This window comes from Fundidesulfovibrio sp. (assembly GCF_058402725.1).
In genome coordinates, this window is sequence record NZ_JBZVFJ010000161.1 from 1 (window position 1) to 6,918 (window position 6,918).

At 68.3% G+C, this 6,918-nt stretch carries 6 protein-coding genes; all 6 read right to left on the minus strand.

Going from position 1 to position 6,918, the window contains the following annotated elements; translation table 11 throughout:
* Positions 1 to 77 precede the first annotated feature (77 nt).
* Complete coding sequence (locus tag ACV4UX_RS16075; protein WP_491594295.1) at positions 78 to 2,129, minus strand: methyl-accepting chemotaxis protein; 2,052 nt, start codon at positions 2,127 to 2,129, stop codon at positions 78 to 80.
* Between the two features lie 242 nt (positions 2,130 to 2,371).
* Complete coding sequence (locus ACV4UX_RS16080; protein WP_491594296.1) at positions 2,372 to 3,205, minus strand: FAD/NAD(P)-binding protein; 834 nt, start codon at positions 3,203 to 3,205, stop codon at positions 2,372 to 2,374.
* Positions 3,206 to 3,215: 10 nt separating this feature from the next.
* Positions 3,216 to 4,283, minus strand: a complete 1,068-nt coding sequence (locus ACV4UX_RS16085) for a 4Fe-4S dicluster domain-containing protein (RefSeq protein ID WP_491594297.1) — start codon at positions 4,281 to 4,283, stop codon at positions 3,216 to 3,218.
* Positions 4,280 to 5,248, minus strand: a complete 969-nt coding sequence (locus ACV4UX_RS16090; RefSeq protein ID WP_491594298.1) for a 4Fe-4S dicluster domain-containing protein — start codon at positions 5,246 to 5,248, stop codon at positions 4,280 to 4,282. Before ACV4UX_RS16090 ends, ACV4UX_RS16085 begins: the two co-directional genes overlap by 4 nt.
* Before the next feature lie 4 nt (positions 5,249 to 5,252).
* Complete coding sequence (locus tag ACV4UX_RS16095; RefSeq protein WP_491594299.1) at positions 5,253 to 5,723, minus strand: hydrogenase iron-sulfur subunit; 471 nt, start codon at positions 5,721 to 5,723, stop codon at positions 5,253 to 5,255.
* 3 nt (positions 5,724 to 5,726) lie between these two features.
* The coding region (locus ACV4UX_RS16100) for a 4Fe-4S binding protein (protein WP_491594300.1) at positions 5,727 to 6,918 on the minus strand (1,192 nt) is incomplete at its 5' end.

The following is a 6,918-nucleotide window of genomic DNA, read 5'->3' on the forward strand; positions in this document are numbered from 1 at the left end:
CAGGGGGGGCTCCCCCCTGGCGGGTCCAGGGCAGAGCCCTGGCCGCCGGAGGCTCTTCTCTTCTCTTCTCTTCCCGCCTACGCCTCCAACTGGTTGCCGCGCAGGGAGACGATGATGGTCTCCAGGGAGTCGCTCTGGTGGGCCAGTTCGTGGAGGATTTCCTCGGAGCGGGTCATGCCCTGGGCGATGCGTCCGGCCAGTTCGCGGATTTCGTCCACGGAGCGGTTGATCTCCTCGCTGGCGGCGGATTGCTCCTCGCTGGCGGTGGCGATGGAGCGCACCTGGTCCAGGGCGTGTTCGACCAGGGAGACGATTTCGGCCAGCGCCGCGCCGGAGGTGCGGGCCAGTTCGCTGGCCTTGGTGGCGGCGTCGGCCATGCCCACCACCTTGCGGGCGTTGTCCAGGGTTCCGTTCTGGATGGCGGAGATGGTGGAGCCCACTTCCTTGGTGGCGGTCATGGTCTTTTCGGCGAGCTTGCGCACCTCGTCGGCCACCACGGCGAAGCCGCGCCCGTGTTCGCCTGCGCGCGCGGCCTCGATGGCGGCGTTGAGGGCCAGGAGGTTGGTCTGGTCGGCGATGTCGGAGATGGTGGTCATCACCTGGTCCACGGCCTTGGTCTGGGCGGCGAGGCCGTCCATGGCCTGCTTGAGTTCCCCGGCCAGGGAGTCCACCCCGGCGATGGCGGAGACGGCCTGATCCACGAGTGCGCGGCCTTCCAGGGCCTTCTGGCTTGCGGCGTCGGTCTGTCCGGCGGCGTCGTGCGCGCCCTTGGCCACTTCGAGGATGGTGGCGGTCATCTGTTCCATGGCGGTGGCGGTCTGCATGGTGCGGTCCTGCTGGGCGTGGGCGTCCTGGACGGCCTCGACCATCTGGCGCGAAAGCACGCCGGAGGAGTCGTTGACGCCCTTGACCACGCCCTCCAGGCGTCCGGCGGCCTCGGCCAGGCCCTCCATGCGGGAGCGTTCGGCGCGGCAGCCGGCCTCTTCGGCCTGGCGCAGGGCCTCCTGGGCGCGCTGGGTTTCGGCGTGCGCCAGGGCCTCCTTGTCGGCGATGCTGGCCAGGTTGGCCTTGAGGGTGGTCACCATGTTGCTCAGGGTCTGGGAGAGTTCGAGCAGTTCCACGCAGCTGGTCTGTGTTTCGAGTTGTTTGTCCAGGTTGCCGCCGGCCACGTCCTTGGCGAAGCCGAGGCAGCGGGTGAGGGGGCTGGTGACCACCTTCACGGAGAGGAGCCAGATGGCCCCCGTGAGGACGATGGTCACCAGGGCGGCCAGGAGGGCCTGCTGGTTGATGGAGGAGCGCACCATGGCGTTGAGGTCCTCCATGGGGGCCTCCACCACGAAGACCCAGCCGGTGAAGGGGTCGCGCTGCACTGCGGCCATGCGGCCGTCGGCGGCCTCGACGAGTCCGGCGCTCTTCACGTCCATGGCCTTGCGGATGAGTTCGTCCTTGGCGGCCTCGTCCTTGAGGAGCTGCCCCTTGTCCGGGTGGGCGATGGCCTTGCCGTCGGGTTCGAAGAGGAGCACGCGGCCGGTGGAGCCGATGCGGATCTGGGAGGCCTCGCCGGTGAGGGAATCGAGCCCCACGGCGGCGGTGAGCACGCCGGTGACAGCGCCGGACTCGTTCTTCACGGGCACGGCCACCACGAGGACGTTCTTGTTGGAGATGCGGCTCAGGAGCGCCTTGGAGATGAAGTAGGGCTTGCCGCCGCTGGTCACGGCCTTGAAGTAGTCGCGGTCGGCCATGTTGGCCTTGGCCAGAGGGCCGGGGAGGCTCGTGCCCGCCAGGTCGCCCTTGATGGTGTAGAGGCTCACGTAGTCGATGCCCAGGCTCTTGTAGGAAGCCACGGTGGAGGCCAGGCGTTTCTGGAATGCTTCATGCCCTTCGCCCGTCGCGGCGGTGGACTGGGTGACGGCGATGTCTGTCCAGGTGCGCAGGGCCTCGGTCTTGAGGGTCATGGAGGTGGCGATGTCGCGCACGATGGTCTGGGCCACGATGGGCATGTCGGAGCGCAGCATGGTGGCGGCCGAGTCGCGCGTGGCGCTGGCCCCCAGCCAGACGAGGCCACCGAGGCCGGCCGTGACGACGAGGAGCACCGGAGCGAGAAAGGCGGCCTTGAGCGAGAGTCGCATGCTGGGACCTCCCATGGTGAGCCCCTGGACGGGGATGATGAAAGCGCGCGGCGGCGACGCGAGGGAAGCGGACCGCCTGCTCCGGGGACGTTCCGGTCGGCGCGAAGGGCCTGGCCGGTGATCAGGCGTCCCGCGAAGTCTCACGACCAATCCTAGTGCAGGAACCGCCGGGATTCAAGCGGTTTGCCGAAGTTTCGCGGCTCGATGGGAACAGGGCGTCCCCGGGGGGGACGCCCTGTCCGCTACAGTTCGTTGGGCAATTCCTTCAGCTGGGCGTAGGTGAACACCGGCCCGTCCATGCAGACGTACTTGGCGCCGATGTTGCATCGCCCGCAGATGCCCACCCCGCACTTCATGCGCTTCTCCAGGGTGGTGACGATCTGTTCGTCCTCGAAGCCCAGCTTCTTCAGGGCCTGGAGCGTGAACTTGATCATGATGGGCGGGCCGCAGGTGACGGCCACGGCGTTCTTGGACTTGGGGGCCATCTCCAGGAGCACGTTGGGGATGAGCCCCACCTTGTGCTCCCAGCCCGGGGCCTCGCGGTCGATGGTGAGCACGGTCTCCATGTCCTTACGGGTGGTCCACTCGGGCAGCTCGTAGCGGAAGGCCATGTCCTCGGGGCTGCGCGCGCCGTAGAGCAGGGTGATCTTGCCGTAGTCCTTGCGGTTGTCCAGCATGAAGAGGAGCAGCGTGCGCAGGGGGGCCATGCCGATGCCGCCGCCCACGAACACGATGTCCTTGCCCTTCATGGACTCGTAGGGGAAGGCGTTGCCCAGGGGGGCGCGCACGCCCACCTGATCTCCGGCCTTGAGCGTGTGCAGCTTTGCCGTGACCTCGCCCGCCATCATCACGGAGAACTGGAGGTAGTCCATGCGGGTGGGGGGGGAGTTGATCACGAAGGTGGATTCGCCCACGCCGAACACGGAGAGCTGGCCCACCTGGCCGGGTTCGTAGCGGAAGGCCGCCATGCGCCCGGGATTGTTCAGGCGCACGCGGAAGGTCTTGATGGTGGGGGTTTCCTGGACGGTCTCCACCACGGTGGCGATCTCGGGCAGATAGGGATTGCTTGCGGTCATGGAGGACTCCCTACTTGGTTTCCGGCTTGGCGGCGGGGAGTTCCACGCCCTTGCGCACGATCTCGCGGATGTCCACGCTGGCCGGGCAGTACTTGATGCAGCGCCCGCAGCCGCAGCAGGCGATGACGCCGCCGTGGATTTCCGGATAGTAGCTGAACTTGTGCCCCACGCGGTTCTTGAGCCGGTGGGCCTTGGTGGGCCGGGGGTTGTGCCCGCTGGCCTCCAGGGTGAACTGGAAGGACATGCAGGTGTCCCAGGTGCGGATGCGCTCGCCCGTCATGCCCGTGCGCTCGTCGGTGACGTTGAAGCAGTAGCAGGTGGGGCACAGGTAGGTGCAGGCACCGCAGCTGATGCACTTGGCAGAGACGTCCTCCCAGAAGCCCATGTCGTCGAACTTCTCCAGGAGCTTGGCCGGAGCCCGGGCGGGGTCGAAGCGTTCGCCCAGGGCCTCCAGGGCCGCCACGCGGGCGGTCTGGGCCTGGGAGACGCTCGCCTCGGAGGCGTCTGTGAGCAGGGCGCTCCCCAAAAGCTCCCTGCCGCGTTCGGAGGCCTCTTCCACCAGGAAGCCGCCCTCCACAGGGGTGAGCATCACGTCGGAGCCCCGGGCGTCCGAGGGCGAGCTGCCCACCCAGTGACAGAAGCAGGCGTTGTCCGGGTCGTCGCAGGAGAGGGTGACGAAGAGCGTGTTCTCGCGCCGGGCCTGGTAGTACACGTCGGTGGCGCGCGGCGAATTGTACACTCTGTCGAACACGGTGAAGCCGCGCGCGTCGCAGGGGCGGCCCCCCACCACCACGGCGGGCGGGGCCTCCACCGTCTCCTCCAGCTCCACGGAGACCTTGCCCAGGTCTTCCGGGTCCTTGACGTAGCGGAAGCGCATCAGGCGCTCGGTGGCCGGGAACACGGCGTCCTTGGGGGGCACGTTGGCCTGGCGCCCCAGCTCCACGGGGACATCCTCAGCGAAGGGCCTGAAGACCACGGCGTCGCGCTCCATCACGGGCACGAGCACCAGGCGGCTGCCCGAGAGTTCCTTGAGCCAGGCGGCGAGCTTGTCGCCGGGAAGATACTTGGCGGCCATCACCAGCCCCTCTCGTTGATGGTGTCCTCCTCGACCTTGAAGGCCAGAAGAGGCGGCCTGGACTCCACGTCGGTGCCGGCCCGGTAGTCGAAGAGCTCCACGATCTCCTTGCCCAGCTTGCGCTTGAGGAGCATGAGCGGGATGTCCACGGGGCAGGCCCGCTCGCACTCTCCGCACTCGGTGCAGCGCCCGGCCAGGTGGGTGGCGTGGATCATCTGGAAGAAGAACTTCTCCTCCAGGCCCGAGCGCTGGCTCACCCAGCCCGGCTCGCGGCTCTGGCCGATGCACTGGTCGCGGCAGACGCACAGGGGGCAGGCGTTGCGGCAGGCGTAGCAGCGCGTGCAGCGCTCCATCTGCTCGCGCCAGAACTCCATGCGCTCCTCCAGGGTGAGGGCCTCGAAGGCGGCCAGGTCGTCGTGGGCGTCGGGGTCCTTGCGGCCCACGGGCTGGCCCGCGAACTCGTCGAAGAGCACGGCGTCGTGGTAGGCGCAGCGCCCGCACTTGGCGGCCATCACCTCGCCCAGGGGCAGCGTCTCGGAGCGCCCCTTGAAGGCCAGCTCCAGACCCTGGGCCGTGAAGGCGGCCTCGCGCGCCTTGCCCATCACCAGGCCCCGGGAGGCCAGGGCGCGGTTCACGCGGCCCAGGTCCGCCACGCCCTCGCAGGGCAGGCCGAAGACGGTCACGTGCTCGCGGCTGATGAGCTTTTCCTGGAGCAGCTGCACCACCGAGCGCGAGTCGCACCCCTTGACCACCACGCCCACGCGCTTGCCCTTGCCGAAGCGGGTGAGGTAGGTGGCCAAGTTGTGCACGCACAGGGGGTCGAAGACCAGCTGGTCCAGCTCCTTGGCGTCCTTGAGGAACACGGGGGTGCGGTGCAGGGCGTCGTAGCCCCGGCCCCAGCCGATGACGAGGTCCAGATCGGGCAGCCGCCGGGCGATCTGGGCCTTGAGTTCGTCCATGACGGACATGGCGCTAGTCCTCCACCCGGGCGAAAAGGCCCGAGGTTGCGAAGGAGCAGGCCCTGGCCTGGGCCTGCTTCCCGATGCGCTGGATGGGGCCCAGGGCGTGCACCTGGGCCGTGAACTCCGTGACCACGTGCTGCCAGCGCTGGCCCTCGGAGGCCGAGACCCAGGTGTACTCGAAGCGTCCCGGGTCGATGCCGATGACGGGCAGGAAGCGCTTGAGCACCTCCAGGCGCCGCCGGGCGTAGTAGTTGCCCTCGGCGTAGTGGCAGTCGCGCGGGTGGCAGCCGGAGACGAGCACGCCGTCCGCGCCGCCCGTGAGGGTCTTGAGCACGAAGAGCGGGTCCAGGCGGCCGGAGCAGGGCATGCGGATGATGCGAAGGTCCGTGGGCTGGATGAAACGACCCACGCCTGCGGTGTCCGCGCCCCCGTAGGAGCACCAGTTGCAGAGGAATCCGACGATGCGCAGTTCCTTGTCCATGGATCAGGCCTCCTCTTCCTCGGCGGTCAGCAGGAGCGCGTTGACCTCGGCCAGGATCTGGTTGTCGGTGAAGTTCTGCAGCTGGATGGCCCCCTGGCGGCAGGTGGACGTGCAGATGCCGCAGCCCTGGCACACGGTCTCGATGACTTCCACCTTCGTCTCGCCCCGGGTCTCCAGCTCCTTGATGGCCCCGAAGGGGCAGGTGAGCGCGCACTTCATGCAGCCCACGCAGCGCTTGAGGTCCACCTTGGCCACCTGGGGGTCGCTCTGGAGCTGGTCCTTGGAGAACAGGCCCAGCACCTTGGCCGCGGCCGCGCTGCCCTGGGCCACGGAGGTGGGGATGTCCTTGGGGCCTTGCGAGCAGCCCGCCAGGTAGACGCCGGCGGTGTTGGTCTCCACTGGCTTGAGCTTGGGGTGGCCTTCCATGAAGAAGCCGTAGGAATCGTAGGAGATGCGCAGCTTCTCGGCCAGATGGGGCGAGCCCTTCGCGCCCTCCGCGCCCACGGCCAGCACCACCAGGTCGGCCAGCACCTCCACCTGGGTTCCGGCCAGGGTGTCGGCCCCGCGCACCACGAGCTTGTCGCCCATGGGATAGACCATGGAGACTCGCCCGCGCACGTACTGGGTTCCGTATTCCTCCACGGCGCGGCGGGTGAACTCGTCGTACATCTTCCCCGGGGCGCGGATGTCCATGTAGAACACGTAGGACTGCGAGTCCGGGATGTGGTCCTTGGTGAGCACGGCCTGCTTGGCGGTGTACATGCAGCAGAAGCCCGTGCAGTAGGGGCGTCCCACGGAGGGGTCGCGCGAGCCCACGCACTGGATGAACACCACGTTTTTCGGCTCGCGGCCGTCGGAGGGGCGCTTGATGTGCCCGCCCGTGGGGCCGGAGGCCGAGAGCATGCGCTCGTACTGCAGGCTGGTCACCACGTCGGGGTAGCGGCCCGCGCCGTACTGGCCGTAGACGGTCCAGTCCATGAGGTCGTAGCCGGTGGCGGCCACGATGGCCCCCACCTCTTCCGTGACCATCTCGTCCTGCTGGTCGTAGCGGATGGCCTTGGTGGGGCAGATCTTGGCGCAGACGCCGCACTTTCCGGTCTTGAAGCGGATGCAGGCCGAAGGGTCGATGGAGGCCTTCTTGGGGATGGCCTGGGGGAACGGGATGTTGATGGCGGTGGTGCGGCCCACGTGCTCG